This window comes from Leisingera sp. MMG026 (assembly GCF_021654205.1).
Classification (GTDB): domain Bacteria; phylum Pseudomonadota; class Alphaproteobacteria; order Rhodobacterales; family Rhodobacteraceae; genus Leisingera.
In genome coordinates this window covers 1-376 of record NZ_JAKFZM010000168.1, presented here as the reverse complement: position 1 = coordinate 376, position 376 = coordinate 1, and the positions used below count along the sequence as shown (strand labels likewise).

The following is a 376-nucleotide window of genomic DNA, read 5'->3' as shown; positions in this document are numbered from 1 at the left end:
CCCATCGGGACGATGGCCTCTGGCGCAGGTGGGCGGTAGCCCAGAGCACTGTGGGGCCGCCTAGTGTTGTAGTGTTTCCTCCAGCTTTCAATGATTATCTGAGCCTCGCGTAACGAATAGAAGATTTCACCGTTCAGCAATTCATCCCGCATTCGCCCGTTGAAGCTTTCGCAGTATCCGTTCTCCCAAGGGGATCCAGGCTCAATGCAGGCTGTCTTGGCGCCAACGGCTTTGATCCACCCCCTGACGGCCTGAGCTATGAACTCAGGGCCATTGTCTGACCGAATGTAAGCAGGCACGCCACGCAGGATAAACAGGTCCGTCAGTGCGTCGATGACCTCGTTCGCGTTCAGTTTCCTTTTCACTCGGACCGCCA

At 56.6% G+C, this 376-nt stretch carries 1 protein-coding gene; it reads right to left on the bottom strand.

The window, feature by feature from the left end; genetic code table 11:
• Nucleotides 1-376: integrase core domain-containing protein (locus L1069_RS24015; RefSeq protein WP_237457314.1), on the bottom strand; the 376-nt coding region annotated here is incomplete at both ends.